The 16,780-nt window shown below is 69.1% G+C and carries 12 protein-coding genes; 11 read left to right on the forward strand and 1 reads right to left on the reverse strand.

Annotation, left to right across the window (positions count from 1 at the left end; translation table 11 throughout):
• Window positions 1-9 precede the first annotated feature (9 nt).
• The 8 genes from AC1RR5_RS22945 (at window position 10) to glpK (ending at window position 11,384) form a co-directional block, all read left to right on the forward strand.
• Window positions 10-918 (forward strand): aldo/keto reductase, encoded by a 909-nt coding sequence (locus AC1RR5_RS22945; RefSeq protein WP_492925395.1) that lies wholly within the window; start codon window positions 10-12, stop codon window positions 916-918.
• Window positions 915-1,982: an LLM class flavin-dependent oxidoreductase gene (locus tag AC1RR5_RS22950; RefSeq protein ID WP_492925397.1), complete on the forward strand. Its 1,068-nt coding sequence runs from the start codon at window positions 915-917 to the stop codon at window positions 1,980-1,982. Before AC1RR5_RS22945 ends, AC1RR5_RS22950 begins: the two co-directional genes overlap by 4 nt.
• A gap of 17 nt (window positions 1,983-1,999) precedes the next feature.
• Window positions 2,000-2,587 (forward strand): NADPH-dependent FMN reductase, encoded by a 588-nt coding sequence (locus AC1RR5_RS22955; RefSeq protein ID WP_492925399.1) that lies wholly within the window; start codon window positions 2,000-2,002, stop codon window positions 2,585-2,587.
• 101 nt (window positions 2,588-2,688) lie between these two features.
• Window positions 2,689-5,022, forward strand: coding sequence for a TonB-dependent receptor (locus AC1RR5_RS22960; protein WP_492925401.1), 2,334 nt, complete (start codon window positions 2,689-2,691; stop codon window positions 5,020-5,022).
• A 107-nt stretch (window positions 5,023-5,129) separates the two neighbouring features.
• Window positions 5,130-7,139: an alpha-glucosidase gene (locus tag AC1RR5_RS22965; protein WP_492925403.1), complete on the forward strand. Its 2,010-nt coding sequence runs from the start codon at window positions 5,130-5,132 to the stop codon at window positions 7,137-7,139.
• Window positions 7,139-8,386 (forward strand): MFS transporter, encoded by a 1,248-nt coding sequence (locus AC1RR5_RS22970; RefSeq protein WP_492925405.1) that lies wholly within the window; start codon window positions 7,139-7,141, stop codon window positions 8,384-8,386. The genes AC1RR5_RS22965 and AC1RR5_RS22970 overlap by 1 nt, the downstream gene beginning before the upstream one ends.
• A gap of 18 nt (window positions 8,387-8,404) precedes the next feature.
• Window positions 8,405-9,898: a glycerol-3-phosphate dehydrogenase gene (gene glpD, locus AC1RR5_RS22975; RefSeq protein WP_492925407.1), complete on the forward strand. Its 1,494-nt coding sequence runs from the start codon at window positions 8,405-8,407 to the stop codon at window positions 9,896-9,898.
• Between the two features lies 1 nt (window position 9,899).
• Window positions 9,900-11,384, forward strand: a complete 1,485-nt coding sequence (glpK, locus tag AC1RR5_RS22980; RefSeq protein ID WP_492925409.1) for a glycerol kinase GlpK — start codon at window positions 9,900-9,902, stop codon at window positions 11,382-11,384.
• Here glpK and AC1RR5_RS22985 read toward each other — a convergent pair.
• A complete protein-coding gene (locus AC1RR5_RS22985) occupies window positions 11,381-12,289 on the reverse strand; it encodes a LysR family transcriptional regulator (RefSeq protein WP_492925411.1) in 909 nt (302 codons plus the stop codon). The two genes, glpK and AC1RR5_RS22985, sit on opposite strands and share 4 nt — an antisense overlap.
• Window positions 12,290-12,366: 77 nt before the next feature.
• On the opposite strand from AC1RR5_RS22985, the gene AC1RR5_RS22990 reads away from it, so the two are divergent.
• Genes AC1RR5_RS22990 through AC1RR5_RS23000 form a run of 3 tightly spaced genes read left to right on the forward strand, consistent with a single transcriptional unit; the run spans window position 12,367 to window position 16,774 of the window.
• Window positions 12,367-13,968 carry a glycerol-3-phosphate dehydrogenase/oxidase gene (locus AC1RR5_RS22990; RefSeq protein ID WP_492925412.1) on the forward strand — a complete coding sequence of 534 codons (1,602 nt, stop codon included), beginning with the start codon at window positions 12,367-12,369 and terminating at the stop codon, window positions 13,966-13,968.
• The gene (locus AC1RR5_RS22995; protein WP_492925414.1) at window positions 13,969-15,372 is read left to right on the forward strand and encodes an FAD-binding oxidoreductase; all 1,404 of its coding nucleotides are present in this window, start codon (window positions 13,969-13,971) and stop codon (window positions 15,370-15,372) included.
• Window positions 15,365-16,774 (forward strand): FGGY family carbohydrate kinase, encoded by a 1,410-nt coding sequence (locus tag AC1RR5_RS23000; RefSeq protein WP_492925416.1) that lies wholly within the window; start codon window positions 15,365-15,367, stop codon window positions 16,772-16,774. Before AC1RR5_RS22995 ends, AC1RR5_RS23000 begins: the two co-directional genes overlap by 8 nt.
• Window positions 16,775-16,780 lie beyond the last annotated feature (6 nt).

Here is a 16,780-nt window from a genome sequence, read left to right on the forward strand (position 1 = left end):
ATGACAACGATGACATACCTCGACACGCCCCCTTCGACGCACCGCCTTCATGCCGATGGTCCCGAGGTTTCCTCGGTCGCCTGGGGCATGTGGCGTTTCCGCGGTGATGACGTCGGCGCCGCCCGGGATCTGGTCGCGGCGGCGCTGGACGCGGGCGTGACGCTATTCGACACCGCCGACATCTACGGGCCTGACAATGGCGAGGCGTTTGGCGCGTCCGAAGCCCTGCTGGGCCGCGTGCTGGCCGCCGCGCCGGACCTGGCCCAGCGCATGGTGATCGCCACCAAGGGCGGCATCATTCCGGGCGTACCCTATGACTCCAGCCCGGCCTATCTGGAGCGCGCGATCGACGCCTCGCTGACCCGCCTGGGCGTGGAGCACGTGGCGCTATGGCAGGTGCACCGCCCCGACATGCTGACCCATCCGGCTCAGGTGGCGCGGACGCTGGAAGCCGCGCACAAGGCCGGCAAGATCGGCGCGGTCGGCGTTTCCAACTACACGCCCGCCCAGGTCGAGGCCCTGGCCGCCCACCTGTCGCTGCCGATCGTCTCTTGCCAGCCGGAGTTTTCGCCTTTGGCCTACGGCCCGCTGTTCGACGGCGTGCTGGACCAGGCCATGGCTCGCGACATGGCCGTCCTGGCCTGGTCGCCGCTGGGCGGCGGCCGGATCGCCTCGCCGCAGGACGAGCGGGGCAGGGCGGTCGCCGCCATCCTCGACGAAGTGGCCGAGGCAGCCGGTGTCTCGCGCTGCGCGGCGGCCTATAGCTGGATCATGGCGCATCCGGCGCGGCCGATCCCGATCGTGGGCTCGCAAACCGTGGCCCGCATCGCTGAAATACCCGATGCGTACAAGCCGCGCTGGACCCGCGCGGACTGGTACCGCGTCCTCGTCGCCTCCATGGGAGCTAACTTGCCATGACCACGCGTCCGCCATGCGAAATCAGCTGGTTCTCCGCCCTTTGCGATGACGATTACGAGTTCCTGGGCGTTCCCGATCCCAAGCTGAAGTCCAGCTGGGAGCACTGCCGCGACATCGTCCTGCAGGCCGAGAGCGGCGGTTTCGACAACATCCTGCTGCCGTCGGGCTACGAGCTGGGTGTCGACACCACCGCCTTCGCCGCCGGCGTCGCGCCGCTGCTGAAGCGCATGCGCCTGCTGATGGCCGTGCGGATCGGCGAGATGTGGCCGCCGCAGCTGGCCCGCCAGATCGCCACCATCGACCGGATGCTGGGCGGCCGCCTGACCGTCAACATCATCTCGTCGGACATGCCGGGCGAGAAGCTGGCCTCGGCCCCACGCTACGCCCGCACCGTCGAGGCGATGAGCATCCTCAAGACCATGCTGAACGGCGAGAGCCTCGACCACCAGGGCGAGTTCTGGAACCTGAAGCTGGATCCGCCGCGCATCACCACCGTCTCGGGCAAGGCGCCGCTGCTCTATTTCGGCGGCTTGTCGGAAGACGCCCGCGAGGCCGCCGCCAAGGGCTGCGACGTCTTCCTGATGTGGCCCGACCGCAAGGAAGTGGTGGCCGAGATCATGGCCGACATGACGGCCCGCGCCGCCAAGTACGGCCGCACGCTGCGCTATGGCTACCGCGCCCACGTCGTGGTCCGCGACAGCGAGGCAGAGGCCCGCACCGCCGCCGACCGCCTGCTGAGCAAGCTGGACGCCGACCAGGGCGCGGCGATCCGCGCCAAGTCGCTGGACTCGGCCTCGGCCGGGGTGGCGGCCCAGGCGGCCCTGCGCGAGAGCGCCAAGGACGACGGCTATGCCGAGGCCAACCTGTGGACCGGCGTCGGCCGGGCCCGCTCGGGCTGCGGCGCGGCGATCGTCGGCGATCCGGACCAGGTGCTGGCCAAGCTGAACGACTACCGCGACATGGGCATCGAGGCCTTCATCCTGTCGGGCTATCCGCATGCGGCCGAGGCGGACCTGTTCGCCCGCCACGTGCTGCCGCACATCGATCACGGGCCTCTGGTCTAGGGCGGGGAGCAGCAGCCATGGCGTCCCAGTCCAACAAGGGTCGGCCGCTCGTCGTCGGTCTGGGCGGCGTGGCCGGATCCAGTTCGTCCACGGAGCGGGCCCTGGCGATCGCGCTGAAGGCGGTCGAGGCGCGTGGCGTCGAGACCCGGATGTTCGGCGGCGACTTCCTGGGCGCCTTGCCGATGTACCTGCCCAAGGCGGTCGAGCGCACGGCCCAGGAGTTGGACTTCGTCGAGACCGTGCGCCGGGCCGATGGCCTGATCATCGCCTCGCCCGGCTATCACGGCAGCATTTCCGGCGTGATCAAGAACGCCCTGGACCTGCTGGAAGAAACCGCGCGCGACCGGCGCGTCTATCTCAGCGGCATGCCCGTCGGCCTGGTCGTGACGGCCTATGGCTGGCAGGCGACCGGCAGCACCATCGCCACCCTGCGCTCGATCGTCCACGCCCTGCGCGGTTGGCCCACGCCCCTGGCGGCGGCCATCAACAGCCAGGTCTCGCGCTTTGGCGAGGATGGCGCGTGCGACGACGCCTCGGCGGTCGCGCAGCTGAACCTGGTCGGCGACCAGATCGCCGACTTCCTGAACGTGAGGCTCTCGGCATGAAGCGCTGCAAGAGGAGCCAGCTTTTCTAGCAGGACCAAACGCCTCCTCGGAGGCAAACAACACCCACCAACAAGGTGGGAATTACAAAGGGAGGGTATGAGATGAAGACGCAGACCCATCGTGTTGCGATGTTGAGCGGCGCCGCCATGGCGCTGGCTCTTGGTACGCTTGCAGCCACGTCGGCCTGGGCTCAGACGAGCCAGGACGCACCGGTGATCGAGGAGATCATCGTCACCGCCCAGAAGCGGTCCGAAAACGTCCAGAAGGTTCCGATCGCCATCAGCGTCGTCAGCGGCGAGGCGATGGAGCGGGCCAATATCAATTCCGCCGAACAGCTGATCCAGGCCGCGCCGTCGCTGACGTTCCGCAAAGGCAACACCAACAAGGACTCGGCCCTGACCGTTCGCGGCGTGGGCACCATCTCGTTCGCCTCGGGCGTCGAGCCGTCCGTCTCGACCGTCGTCGACGGCGTGGTCTATGCCCGCAGCGGCCAGGCCACCGCTGACTTCCTCGACCTGGAGCGGATCGAGATCCTGCGCGGTCCGCAGGGGACGCTGTTTGGCAAGAATGCCTCGGCCGGCGTCATCAGCATGATCACCCGCGCGCCCGGTCAGGAGAAGCGCGGCTATCTGGACGCGGCCTATTACGAAGGCAACGAGTACCGCGTTCGCGGCTCGATCTCGGGTCCGCTGTCCTCGACCTTGGCCGGCTCGCTGGCCGGCTTCTTCAGCCACTTCGACGGCAACGGCAAGAACGTCTTCGACGGCAAGGACATCAATGGCTACGAGCACAACGGCCTGCGCGGCCGCCTGCGCTGGACGCCGACCGAAGACCTGACCGTCGACCTGATCGCCGACTACTCGCACAACGTCGACAACGGCTTCGCCGACAGCATCGGCACGGTATTTTCGAGCGCCTACAACGACAACGTCTTCACGCCGTCGCTGAAGCCGCTGAAGCCGGGCGACGACAACAAGGACATCGACAACGACCAGTCGCCGTGGACCAAGGACATCAACAGCGGCTTCTCGGCCCAGGTGAACTGGTCGCTCGGCGAGTATCAGCTGACCTCGATCACCGCCTATCGGAACTGGAAGAACGCCCAGGCGCGCGATGGTGATTTCCGCTCGGACGCCCCGACCTATGTCGCCACGGGCGCCTTGGCGGGTGACATCCGCAGCCACGACTATGGCCGCCTGAACTTCGACCAGTTCACCCAGGAACTGCGGATCGCCTCGCCGGTCGGCCACTTCTTCGAATATGTGGCGGGCCTCTATTACTACCACACCTGGGAGAGCAACTACTTCACCCGGACGGTGACCTCGTGCACCAGCTCGACCCTGGCCCCGGTGACCCTGGGCGCGCTGGGAACGGCCACGCCATGCGCCAAGGGCGCCTCGACCTATGCGTCCAACCAGGGCATCGGCGAGTTCCAGGCCACGCTCGAGAACTACGCCGCCTTCGGCCAGGGCTCGCTGAACTTCAGCGACCGCCTGCGCGGCATCTTCGGCGCGCGCTGGACGCATGACACCATCGACTTCGTGCACCGCCGCCTGCGCACCTCGGGCGCGGCCGCGCTGAGCGGCGTCAACCCGACCTTCTCGGGCACGGGCGGCACCAAGGCCGAAGGCTGGTCCGGCAAGGTCGGCGCGCAGTACGACCTGACGCCGGTCATCATGGCCTATGGCAGCTACACCCGGGGCTACAAGGGCCCGGCCATGAACGTGTTCTTCAACATGCAGGCCATCGACAACTTCGGCATCGCTCCGGAGACGTCGGACGCCTACGAGATCGGCCTGAAGAGCCGCCTGCTGGATGGCCGCCTGGTCCTGAACGTCTCGGCCTTCGACACCACCTACAAGAACTTCCAGGCCAACAATCTGGACATGATCGGCACCACGGTGGTCACCCGCCTGACCAATGCCGGCACCGTCTCGACCAAGGGCTTCGAGACGGACTTCACGTTCGAGCCGATCCGGAACCTGCGTTTCAGCGGCGGCTACGCCTATGTCGACGCCAAGATCGACAAGTTCAAATGCCCGACCACCGGCACCTGCACGGCCTTGGCGATCAACGGCAAGCCGCTGCCGTATTCGTCGAAGCACAAGCTGTCGGTCAACACGACCTGGTTCGTGCCGCTTGAAGGCCAGAAGTTCGACTTGGATTTCAATGTCGGCGCGCAATACCAGAGCAAGATGGGCTTCGACATCAACCAGAACCCCTATGCGATCCAGAAGGGCTACACGACGATCGACGCCAGCGTCGCGTTCGTGAGCAAGGACGAGAAGCTGCGCCTGGCGCTGGTCGGCAAGAACCTCACCGACGAGCACTATGTGATCAACCGCATCCCGAACGGCACGTCGTTCCTGCGCCAGATCACGCCGCGTGACGGCGAGCGCTATTTCGGCGCGACCGTCCGGTACAACTTCAACTGATGTTCCCCCTGCGGGCCCGGCTGCCCCCGGTCGGACCCGCCTTCCTTCTTTGACTCGCGAACCCACGTCGCGACCCGCAAGGTTCGCCGTGGCGGAGGCTTTCCAAGGTGCTCGAATATATTCCCCTGACGAACGGCTTCGTCCTGCGCGCCGCGGGGCGTGACGTCCTGCGTCACACCGAGGACGCGCCGTGCCTGTTCGTCGGCCTCGGCGAGGCCGAGGTTCGGATGGCCCGGGGCAATTTCGCGATCTCCGACTATGTCAGCGAGCGTGTGGCTCTGCGCGGCGCCAGGGTCGAGGCCGGTAAGGGCAGCGTCCGTATCGGCTTCTCCGCCGAGGCCGGGACGGCCGAACGTCTGGCCCTGGAGGTCTTCGTCGACGGCCGTGTCCTCTTTCACGCCGGCGCCGAACCGATCAACCGCCTGTGGTTGCGCCTGGTCGCCGAGGACGGCGAACACGTCTGGGGCGCGGGCGAGCAGCTGTCCTATTTCGACCTGCGCGGCCGCCGGTTCCCGCTGTGGACCTCCGAGCCTGGCGTCGGCCGGGACAAGTCGACCCAGATCACCTGGATGGCCGACAAGGTCGGGGCTGGCGGCGACTACTTCCACACCAACTATCCGCAGCCGACCTATGTGTCCTCGCGTCGCCTGGCGGTGCATGTCGAGACCACGGCCTATGCGGCGTTCGACTTCCGCCATGACGCCTTCCACGAGATCGAGGTCTGGGAAGTCCCCGAACGCATCGAGATCTTCGCCGCCGACAGCTTCGTCGACCTGGTCGGCGCGCTCTCCACGCGCTTCGGCCGTCAGCCGCCGCTGCCCGATTGGGTGCTGGGCGGCGCGATCGTGGGCCTCAAGCAGGGCGACGAGAGCTTCCAGCGGCTGGAGGCCTATGAGAAGGCCGATGTCGCGATCTCGGGCCTGTGGTGCGAGGACTGGGTGGGCCTGCGCATCACCTCGTTCGGCAAGCGGCTGTTCTGGAACTGGAAGTGGAACCAGACCCGCTATCCTGGCCTGGATCGCAAGATCGGCGAGCTGGCCGAGCGCGGCATCCGCTTCCTGGGCTATGTGAACCCGTATCTCTGCGTCGACGGCGACCTCTACCCGGTGGCCAAGGAGGCCGGCTATCTGGCCCTGCGCCTGGACGCCGACGAGCCCTATATCGTCGACTTCGGCGAGTTCGACTGCGGCGTGGTCGATTTCACCAATCCGGCGGCGGCCGAGTGGTTCGCCGAGGCGGTGATCGGCGAGCAGATGCTGGACTTCGGTTTGTCGGGCTGGATGGCGGACTTCGGCGAGTATCTGCCGACCGACGTGCGCCTGGCCAATGGCGTCGACGGCATGCTGATGCACAATGCCTGGCCGCCCCTGTGGGCCAAGGTCAATGCCGACGCCATCGCCAGCCGGGGCAAGACCGATGACACCGTGTTCTTCATGCGCGCGGGCTACACCGGCGTGCAGCGCTACTGCCCGCTGCTGTGGGCCGGCGACCAGTCGGTGGATTTCTCGCGCCACGACGGCATCGGCACGGTGATCTGCGCGGCGCTGTCCTCGGGCCTGCTGGGCAACGCCTATCACCACAGCGACATCGGCGGGTACACCAGCCTGTTCGGTAATGTCCGCACCGCTGAGCTCCTGATGCGCTGGAGCGAGATGGCTGCCTTCACCGCCGTCATGCGCTCGCACGAGGGCAACCGGCCCGACCAGAACCTGCAGCTGGACCAGGATCCCGAGGTGCTGGCTCACTTCGCCCGGATGACCCAGGTCTATCGCCATCTGGCGCCGTACATCCGTCGCCTGCGCAACGAGGCCAGCGGGCAGGGGCTGCCGCTGCAGCGCCCGCTGTTCCTGCACCACGAGGACGATCTGGCCACCTATGCCGAGCAGACCCAGTACCTGTTCGGCCGCGACCTGCTGGTCGCGCCGGTGATCGAGGAAGGCAAGAAGGCGCGCCCGGTCTACCTGCCGGCCGGCGCCGACTGGGTTCACGCCTGGTCGGGCCAGGTCTTCGCCGGCGGCCAGACGATCGACACTCCCGCGCCGCTGGGCAAACCGCCCGTCTATTATCGTGGCGACGCGGCGGACGCGGCGCTGTTCCGCGACCTCAGGACGCTCTGATGACCTTCAAGCTCGACCGCCGTTTCCTGCTGGCTCTGCTGATCGTCGCCAGCATCCTCAACTATGCCGACCGGCAGATCATCGCGATCCTCAAGCCCGTGCTGCAGGAGGACCTGCACTGGACCGACGCCGACTACGGCCAGCTGGCCGCGACGTTCCAGCTGTCGGCCGCCATCGCCTTCATGTTCACCGGCTGGTTCACCGACCGGGTGGGCCTGAAGGTCGCCAACCCGCTGGCTGTCGGCTCCTGGAGCCTGGCGGCCATGGCCCATGGCCTGGCCCACACGGTGGCGCAGTTCACCATCGCCCGGGCGGCGCTGGGGGCGACCGAGGCGCTGGGCACGCCGACGGGCATCAAGACCATCGCCACGGTCTTCGACGCCAAGTCGCGATCCCTGGCGCTGGGCCTCTTGAACGCCGCCGGCAATCTGGGCGCGGTGGTCACGCCGCTGTTCGTGCCGTTCCTGGCCGCCGCCGTGGGGTGGCGAAACACCTTCGCCATCGTCGGCGGCGCGGGCCTGGTCTGGGTCGCCGTCTGGTTCCTGAGCGGCGCGGGCAATTCCGACGCCCTCAAGCCGCGTCCGGTCGAGACCCCTGAAACGTCAGACACCGCCGTGGCCCCGCCGGTCGAGAAGGTCCGCTGGATCGACGTGCTGCGCGACCGCGCCACCTGGGCGGTGATGGGCGGCAAGGCCCTGTTCGACCAGGTCTGGTGGTTCCTGCTGTTCTGGACGCCGGACCTGTTCCACCGGGTCTTCGGCCTCAGCATGAAGGAGTTCGCGGTCCCGCTGGCCTGCATCTACCTGATCGCCGCCAGCGGCTCGCTGATCACCGGCGCGGTGGTCAACCGCCTGCTGGCCGCCGGCTGGACGATCAACCGCGCCCGCAAGACCGTGATGCTGGTCTGCGCGCTGCTGGTGACGCCGGTGCCCCTGGTGCTGCACGCGCCCAATCCCTGGGTCGCCGTGGCCTTGCTGGGCCTGACCCTGGCCGCCCACCAGGGGTTCTCGGTCAATGTGTTCGGGATCATCACGGACGTCGTGCCCAACCAGCGGGTCGGCACGGTCACCAGCCTGGGCGCCTTCGCCGGCAACCTGTCCGGCATGGCCGTGCTGCAGCTGGCGGGAGTCCTGCTGACCAACGGCGTCGGTTATCTGCCGCTGTTCCTGATGGCGTCTTGCGCCTATCTGCTGGCCCTGGCCTGGATCCACCTGTGGCTGCCGACGTTGCGGCTGGCCAACCTCTGACCTTGAAGCGTAGTGCGCATGAGCCTTGAAGCCCCCTTCGACCTCCTGATCATCGGCGGCGGCGTCAATGGCTGCGGCATCGCCCGCGACGCCGCCGGGCGCGGCGCGCGGGTGGCGCTGATCGAGCAGGGGGACCTGGCCGGCGCCACGTCCTCGGCCTCGACCAAGCTGATCCACGGTGGCCTGCGCTACCTGGAGCACTACGAGTTCAAGCTGGTGCGCGAGGCGCTGGAGGAGCGCGAGCGGCTGTGGGCGATCGCGCCCCACCTGATCCAGCCGCTGCGATTCGTCCTGCCGCATCACCGGTCGCTGCGGCCGCGCTGGATGCTGCGGCTGGGCCTGTTCCTCTACGACCACATCGGCGGACGCAAGCGCCTGCCGGCGACCAAGAGCTTGGACTTCGCGACGGATCCGGCCGGCAAGGTGCTGGACCCGCAGTTCAAGCGCGGCTTCGAATATTCCGACTGCCAGGTCGACGACGCCCGCCTCGTGGCGCTGAACGCCCTGGACGCCGCCGAGCGCGGCGCGCGGATCCTGACCCGCACCCGCGTGACCTCGGCCCGGCGTGAGGGCGACCTGTGGCATGTGCAGGCCGTCGACGGGGCAGGGCAGGTGCTGGACTTCACGGCCCGCGCGCTGGTCAACGCCGCCGGTCCGTGGGCGGACTGGGTCGCCGGCCTGACCGCGACCCACGCCGGCGCCCGCCTGCGTCTGGTGCGCGGCACGCATATCGTCGTGAACCGCAAGCTCGACCCGCGCGCCTTCATCTTCCAGAACGGCGACGGTCGCATCATCTTCGCCATCCCGTACCAGGACGACTTCACCCTGGTTGGCACCACCGATGTGGATCACACGACCGGCCCCGCCGAGGTCGTGGCGACCGACGCCGAGGTCGACTACCTGCTCGAAGCGATCGGCGAGTACCTGGCCCAGCCGATCACCCACGACGAGATCGTCTGGCGCTGGGGTGGGGTGCGGGCGCTGCTGGACGACGGCGCCGACAGCGCCCAGGAAGCCACCCGCGACTACGTGCTGTCTCTGGACGCCGAACAGGGCGCCGCGCCGGTCATCCACGTCTTCGGCGGCAAGATCACCACCTACCGTCACTTGGCCGAGGCGGCGATCGACAAGCTGTCCCACCACATCGACTGGGCCCGCCAGCCGCGCTGGACAGCGACCCAGCCGCTGCCCGGCGGTGACCTGGATAAGGGCGGTCTGGCGGCCTGCGTCGCCGACGTCGCGGCGGCCTATCCGTTCCTGACGCCGGAGACGGCGCGGCGGCTGGCCCGGGCCTATGGCTCGCGCGCGAAGACCGTGCTGGGCGACGCCGAGAGCCTCGACGACCTCGGCCGGAACTTCGGCGCGGGCCTCTACGAGCGCGAGGTCCGCTATCTGATGGACGTCGAATGGGCCCGCACGGCCGACGACGTGGTCTGGCGACGCAGCAAGCTGGGGCTCCACCTGGATCCTGGTCAGTGCGCGGCGCTGGACGCCTTCATGGCCGGGCGCTGAGATGGACAAGCATTTCCTCGTCCTGGACCAGGGAACGACCTCGTCGCGGGCCATCGTGTTCGACGCCGACCTGCGGATCGTCGCCATCGCCCAGCGCGAGTTCCCGCAGCACTTTCCCCAGCCCGGCTGGGTCGAGCATGATCCGGAAGACCTCTGGACCAGCAGCCTGACCGTCTGCCAGGAGGCGATCGCTCAAGCGGGCCTGGCCGCCGGCGACATCGCCGCCCTCGGCCTGACCAACCAGCGCGAGACGGTTGTGGTCTGGGACCGCGCCACCGGCAAGCCTATCCACAACGCCATCGTCTGGCAGGACCGCCGCACGGCCGACCTCTGCGAGCGCCTGCGCGCTGGCGGGCACGAGCCCGAGATCGCCGCCCGCACCGGCTTGCTGATCGACCCCTATTTCTCGGCCGCCAAGATCGCCTGGATTCTGGACAACGTCCCCGGCGCACGCGAGGCGGCGCGTGCGGGAAAGCTGGCCTGCGGCACGGTCGACAGCTTCCTGCTGTGGCGGCTGACCCTTGGCGCGACCCACGCCACCGACGCCACCAACGCCTCGCGCACCCAGCTCTACAACATCCATGACGGCGGCTGGGACGAGACCCTGCTGGCGCTGTTCGACGTGCCGCGTGGCATGCTGCCCGATATCCGCGACAGCTCCGGCGACTTCGGGGCGACCTCGGTGGAGTGGTTCGACGGCGCCATCCCGATCCGGGGTCTGGCCGGAGACCAGCAGGCGGCGCTGATCGGCCAGGCCTGCCTGTCGCCCGGCATGGCCAAGGCCACCTACGGCACCGGCTGTTTCCTGCTGCTCAACACCGGCGAGGCGCCGGTGGTCTCCCAGCGTCGCCTGCTGACCACCGTCGCCTACCAACTGGACGGCCGACGGACCTATGCGCTGGAGGGCTCGATCTTCGTGGCCGGGGCGGCGCTGCAATGGCTGCGCGACGGCCTGCGGGTGCTGCCCGACGCGGCCCAGGCCGACGCCATGGCCGGCCGCGCCGCCAATGACGGGGTGCTGATGGTGCCGGCCTTCGTGGGCCTGGGCGCGCCCGACTGGCGGCCCGAGGCGCGCGGCGCGATCTTCGGCCTTACCCGCGCCACGGGACCAGACGACCTGGTCCGCGCGGCGCTGGAGAGCGTCTGCCATCAGACCCGCGACCTTCTGGACGCCATGGCCGCCGATCTCGGGGCGGGCCATGACCTGGACCGCCTGCGTGTCGACGGCGGCATGAGCGCCTCGGACTGGATGCTGCAAGCCCTGGCCGATCTGCTGGACGCGCCGGTGGACCGTCCCCAGACCCGTGAAGCGACGGCGTTGGGTGCGGCCTGGCTGGCGCGGCGGGCGGTGATGGCCGAGGCCGATGACGCCGCCTTCTGGCGTCTGGACCGCAGCTTCGAGCCGACCGGCGACGCCGCCACGCGCCTGGCCTCGGCCTCGCGCTGGCGACGCGCAGTCGAGGCCGTGGTGTCGATGGCGGGCTAGTCCCGCACGGCCAGATCCTTGGCCGTCTGCCTCAGCAGATCCATGAAGGTCTTGGACGCGATGTTCAGCGTCCGCCGCTGGAGATAGTGGACGCCGTCATTGGTCACTGACGTCGCTGGCAGCGAGCGATGCGCCAACTTGCCGTCCGCGCAGGCCTCGATCGCCAGGGACCGCGGCGCCACGGTGATGCAGACCCCCGAGCGGGCCAGGTTCAGGCAGGCCTGGGTGGAGTCCAGCCGGTAGTCCGGAAACGCGCCCGCCTTCAAGCGGGCCTGGATCGGCTTGGCGAAGCGGCCGTGGCTGGCGGGCGAGGGCGGCGGCAGGGCCCAGGGATAGAGCGCCGTGTCCAGCCGTTCGCTGGTCGCCGCCGGATGGTCTGGCGCGCAGACCACGGCCAGCGGCTCGGGCGGCAACCGCCAGACCCCGATGTCCTGGGCGAAGGTCGAGCTGTCGAACTTGCTGATGTCGCAGACCACCAGGTCGAACTCACGGTCGATCAGGCCCTGAAGCAGGGTTTCGGCGTCGCCGGCCGTCACCGTCACCCGCACGCCCGGTAGCCGCTGTGCGAAGACCGCGATGGTCTCGGTGATCAGCGGCTGCATGGGGTAGGGGCCCGAGCCGACCCGCACCACGCCGGAGACCGGCCGCTTCAGCGTCGTGGCCTCGTCGCGCAGCACCAACATGGCGGCGATCACGTCCTGGGCGTGGCGGATCAGCCGCTCGGCATGGTCGGTGGGCTGCACGAAGTGGGTGCTGCGGTCGAAGAGGACGGTGTCGAGTTCCTCCTCCAGCTTCTTGAGGCTGCGGCTGAGGGCCGACTGGGTCAGGCCCACCTCGTCGGCCGCGCGGGCGAAGCTGCGCAGGCGGTAGATGGCTTCGAAATGCTTCAGACGGCGCAGGTCCATGGAGCTCACTTGCTGATGCAAGTTACTCATTACCGTGCGCCTGGTCATTCGCCTAGCTTCGCGGCAAGGGAGGACGCATGACCAACGCCATGCTCGACGCGAGGGATCGCGCCAGCCATGTCCGTGCGCTCGAGGCGGACGTGTTCGACCTGATCGTGATCGGCGGCGGCATCACCGGCGCGGGCGTCGCGCGGGACGCGGCCCTGCGCGGCCTGTCGGTGGCGCTGATCGAGGCCGGCGACTTCGCCTGCGGAACCAGTAGCCGCAGCTCCAAGATGATCCATGGCGGCCTGCGCTACTTGGCCCAGGGTGACACTGAGCTGGTCAAGGAGGCCGCCTCCGAGCGCCAGATCCTGCGCCGCATCGCGCCGCACCTGACCCGCCTGCAGCCGTTCCTGATCCCCACGCCTACGGTCGCCTCGATCGCCAAGATCAAGGCCGGCCTCTGGCTGTTCGAGAAGCTGGGCAAGGCGCCCAAGGCCGAGCGCCACCAGATCTGGTCGCCCGAGGAGGTCGCCCAACGCGAGCCGCTGCTGCGCGGCGAGACCTTCGCCGGCGCGGCCGTCTATCCTGAGTTCCTGACCGATGACAGCCGCCTGACCCTAGGCAATGTCCGCTCCGCCGTGGCGGCGGGCGCGGTGGCGCTGAGCTATGCGCGGGTCACCGAAGTCCGTGGCCTGTCGCTGGACCACGAGGTCCTCTGCCGCTCGACCCTGGCCGACGAGGCGCTGGAGGTTTGTGTCCGGGGCCGTGTCATCGTCAACGCCGCCGGCCCCTGGGTCGACTTCGTCCGCGCGCTGGAGGACGGCGGCGCCGAACCGGCCCTAACCTTGACAAAGGGCGTCCACGTCGTGGTGCCGCACGCCCTGGTCCCGGTCGCCAATACGGTGATCCTGCGCACCGCCGACAAGCGCGGGACCTTCGCCGTGCCGCGCGGCGACGTCACCTATATCGGCACCACCGACACCTTCTATCCGCGCGCCGACGCCTGGCCGACGATCACGGAAGAGGATGTCCGCTACCTGTTCGCCTCGGCCGAAAGCGGGCTGCACATCGCGCCGCTGAAGCTGGACGACGTCACCGCCGTCTGGAGCGGCGTGCGGCCGCTGATCGCCCAGGCCGGTAGGAAGCCCAGCGAGATTTCGCGCCGCGACGAGTTGTGGACTGGCCCGCTGGGCATGATCACCGTCGCCGGCGGCAAGCTCAGCGCCTATCGCGCCATGGCCGAGCGGGTCACGGACATGGTCGTCGAGCGGCTGGGCAGGACCGCGCTGGCCTGCGCGACCGCCAAACAGGCCCTGCCGGGCGGGGACTTCGCCGCCGACACGCTGCGCGTCGACCGGGACCTGCAGGCGACCGGCCCGCTCGCTGGACGCCTGATCGACCTCTATGGCGCCGAGGCCGTCGACGTGGCCCGCGGCGGGGGTGACGTCGCAGCCGAGGCCCGCCACGCGGTCACGCACGAAGGGGCGCTGACCTTGGAAGACTACTGGGTTCGCCGGTCGATGCGGTCGTACTTCCAACTCGACGGCGGCCTCTCGGCCCTGGCGCCCGCCGCCGTGGCCATGGGCGAGCTGCTGGGCTGGAGCCCGCAGCGTCAGGTCGCCGAGATCGCCGTCTGCCGCAACCTTCACGCCGACAGCCTGGGCTTCGCGGCCCCTCAGTCAAAGGTTTCCTAGATGCAGGACTTCATCGCCAGCCTGACCGCGGCGCTCGGACCCGAGCAGGTTCGCACCGACGCCGAGGCCCTGGAGGCGCGCCGCTTCGACCAGTGGGCGGTCAGCCACCTGCGCGCCTGGCGTGGCGATGCGATGGCCAAGCCCGCCGCCGCGGTGCGGGTTCGCGATGTCGCCGATGTCCAGAAGACCCTGGCCCTGGCGAATGCCCGCAAGGTCCCGGTGATCCCGTTCGGCCTGGGCAGCGGGGTCTGCGGCGGCGTGGTCGCTAACCCCGAGGCGATCGTGCTGGACCTTTCGGCCATGAACCGGGTGCGCGAGATCGACGAGGTCAATCTGCTGGCCAGCTTCGACGCTGGCCTGAACGGCATGAAGGCCGAGGAGGCATTGGCGGCCTTGGGCCTGACCATCGGCCACTGGCCGCAGTCGATCGCCATCAGCAGTGTCGGCGGCTGGATCTCGACCCGCGCGTCCGGCCAGTTCTCGACCCTGTACGGGAACATCGAGGACATCGTCCATTCGATCGAGGTGGTGCTGCCCAGCGGCGAGCTGGTCGTGCTGGGCAAGGCCCCGCGCGCGGCGGCCGGCCCCGACCTGCGCCACGTCTTCATGGGCGCGGAGGGCACGCTGGGCGTCGTCACCGGCGTTACCTTGAAGCTGCGTCGCGAGGCCCCGTATCGCACGTACAGCGCCTTCTTCGGTCGCGACATGGACCAGGGCTTCGAGCTGCAGCGCCGGATGATCCAGGCCGACCTGCGCCCGCCGGTCCTGCGCCAGTACGACGCCCGCGAGGTCCGCCGCCTGTTCCGCGATCACGATCGCGGCGGCCAGTCGATGCTGCTGGCGGTCCACGAAGGCTCGCGCAAGCGCGTCGAGGCCGAGCTGGAGGACATCCGCGCTCTGGCCGCCGAGATCGGCATGGAAGAAGGCTCGCCCGAGATCGGCAAGGGCTGGATGGCGCACCGCAACAACGTCCATGCCTGGAGGGAGATGTTCGAGCGCGGCCTGATCGCCGACACGGTCGAGATCTCGGGCAGTTGGACCCAGATCGGCCGGATCTATGACGACGCCATCGCTTCGCTGAACGAAGTGCCCGACATCCTCAACGCCTCGGCCCACAGCTCGCACGCCTACCAGACCGGCCTGAACCTCTATTTCAGTTTTGCGGTGAAAACCGAAGACGGTCAGGCGCGCGAGGCGGCCTATTTCGAGTGCTGGCGGCGGATCATGGAGGCTACCGCTAAGCATGGCGGCGGCGTCGCCCACCACCACGGCATGGGGCGGGTCCGCAAACCGTACCTGCATCACGACCTGGGTGAGGGCGGTCTTGGCTTGCTGCGCACCTTGAAAGCGGCGATCGATCCCAACGGGATCATGAACCCCGGGAACCTGCTGCCCGATGCCTGAATTACTCCTGGCCCTGGATGTCGGCACCACCACGGCGCGGGCCCTGCTCGCGACGCCGGAAGGCGACATCCTGGCCGTGGCGACGCGGCCGCTGGAGACGTTGCTACCGGGGCCGGGGCGTGCCGAGCAGGACGCCGAGCAGGTCTGGCGCTCCGCGCTGGACTGCATCCATGAAGCGTTGGTCAAGGCTGGCCGAACTGCCTCCGACCTGCGGGCCATGGGCGTGACCACCCAGCGCGCCAGTGTCGTGGTCTGGGAGAAGGGGAGCGGCCGGCCGCTGGCGCCTATGGTGCTGTGGAGCGACCTCAGCCATGGAGTCCGTTCCCGCGAACTGGCGGCGGCCGGCTTCACCGGCTGGCCCCAGGCTCCGGCCTGCAAGCTCAATGCGACGATCGCCCGTGCCGGCGGCGAGGTGCTGTGGGGCGGGCTCGACAGCTATCTCGTCTATCGCCTCAGCGGTGGCGGGGCGCACGTCACCGACCTCTCCGGCGCCTGGATGACCGGCTGCTTCGACTATCGCGGGCAGCAGGGCTGGGACACCGCGCTGGTCGATTTCCTGGGGCTCTCCGAGGACATCTTCCCCAAGCTGGTCGACAGTTGGGGACCGCTGGCGACGACTTCGGCCGATGTGCTGGGCGCAGCGGTCCCGATCACCGCCGTGATCGCCGACCAGCAGGCGGGCCTCGTCGCCCACGCGGCGCTGGACGCCGGCGGCTGGAAGGCGACCTACGGCACCTCCGGCGTGGTCATTGCCTCGACGGGCGCGGCGCCTCTACAGCCCCATCGCACCATGCCGCCCGAGGCGGCCGCGCGGCAGGACGGCAAGGCCCTCTATTGCGTCGAGGGCATGATCATCTCGACGGGTACCGCGGTCGAATGGCTGTGTTCGGGCCTGGGCTTGTTCGACAGTCCCGCTGCGCTCTGTGCCGCCGCTGGAGCGGTGGAAGCGAGCGGTGTCCACATGCGGCCGTCGCTGCAGGGGCTGGGCGCGCCGCACGGCAAGTTCGGGGCGACGGGGCTGCTGGCCGGCCTGACCCTGGGCACTCGGCGCGAACATCTGGCGCGGGCGGTGCTGGAGGGGATTGCCTTCCGCACGCGGGAGATCGTCGAGACCTTGGAGACCGCCTTGCCGCTTTCCGAAGCGCTGGGCGTCGACGGCGGCCTGGCCAGCTCCGACGTCTTTCTGTCGATCCTGGCCGACAAGCTGGGGCGGCCGGTGCGCCGGCATGTCGCCCGCGAAGGCACGGCCTATGGCGCGGCCATGGCAGCGGCGCTGGGGGCGGGCCTGATCACCGAAGCCGATCTGCCCAGCCGCGCCCGCTACGACCGCGTGTTCGAGCCTTCGATCGGCTCGGACCAAGCCGCTGCCGAGTTCGCCGCCTGGTCGGCGGCGGTCATCTGAAAAAAG

The organism is Caulobacter sp. GW821-FHT11E11 (assembly GCF_058808315.1).